Below are 1,225 nucleotides of genomic sequence, written 5' to 3'. Positions count from 1 at the left end.
CCCACCTGCGCCGCGAACAGCCCAACCTCGCCGACGCCGCCTACACCCTGGCCACCGGCCGCCGCGCCTTCCCACACCGCCGCACCGTCACCGGCACCACCCCCGACACCATCGCCACCGCCCTCGAAACCCGCGACCCCGCCCACGTCACCACCAGCCACACCACCCGCGAGACCACACCACTGGTCTACCTCTTCAGCGGCCAAGGCTCCCAACACCCCGGCATGTCCCACGACCTCTACCAGCACGAGCCCGTCTTCCGCAGCAGCGTCGACGAATGCGCCGAACTCCTCACACCACACCTCGGCGAGGACATCCGCGAGGTGATCTTCACCCAGGACCCCCGACTCGACCAGACCCAGTGGGCCCAACCCGCCCTCTTCGTCACCGAATACGCCCTCACCCGACTCTGGCACTCCTGGGGCATCACCCCCACCGCCATGCTCGGCCACAGCCTCGGCGAATGGACCGCCGCCTGCCTCGCCGGCGTCTTCACCCTCCCCGACGCCCTCCGCCTCGTCGCCCTGCGCGGCCGCCTCATGCAGGCCCAGGCCCCCGGCGCCATGCTCAACGTGATGGCCGACCGCACCACCATCGAAGCCGCCCTCACCCACGGCCTCTCACTCGCCGCCCACAACGGCCCCCGCGACTGCGTCGTCTCCGGCCCCCACGACGCCATCCAGACCTTCACCACCCTCGCCGAAGAAAACGGCTGGCCCACCCAACCCGTCACCACCTCCCACGCCTTCCACTCCCCCCTGATGGAACCGGTGATCGCGGAATTCACCACCGCCGTCGCCGGCGTGCCCCGCCAGACGCCGAGCACCCCCTTCATCTCCAACACCACCGGCACCTGGATCACCGACGAACAAGCCACCGACCCCGCCTACTGGGGCCACCACATCCGCGCCACCGTCGAATACGCCACCGGAATCCAGACCACCACCACCGAACCGGGCACCACCCTCCTCGAGATCGGCCCCGGCCAGACCCTCACCAGCCTCGCCCGCCGCATCCTCACCAACACCGCCACCCAAGCCACCACCCTCACCTCCCTCCCCCACAAACGCGACCCCCGCACCCCCTCCGAAACCATCCAACGCACCCTCGCCACCCTCTGGCTCACCGGCACCACACCCGACTGGACCACCTACCACTCCCACCAACAACGCCACCGCATCCCCCTCCCCACCTACCCCTTCCAACACAAGCACTACTGGCTCGA

The 1,225-nt window shown here is 69.7% G+C and carries 1 protein-coding gene; it reads left to right on the top strand.

Features of this window, described 5'->3' with window-relative positions; translation table 11 throughout:
- On the top strand, positions 1–1,225 hold a 1,225-nt coding region (locus ABZ449_RS42190; RefSeq protein ID WP_360357487.1), incomplete at both ends, for an acyltransferase domain-containing protein.

The organism is Kitasatospora sp. NPDC005856 (assembly GCF_040629945.1).
Taxonomy (GTDB): Bacteria; Actinomycetota; Actinomycetes; order Streptomycetales; family Streptomycetaceae; genus Kitasatospora.
Note: the sequence above shows the minus strand (reverse complement) of the source record. Positions and strands in the feature narration are given on the sequence as shown.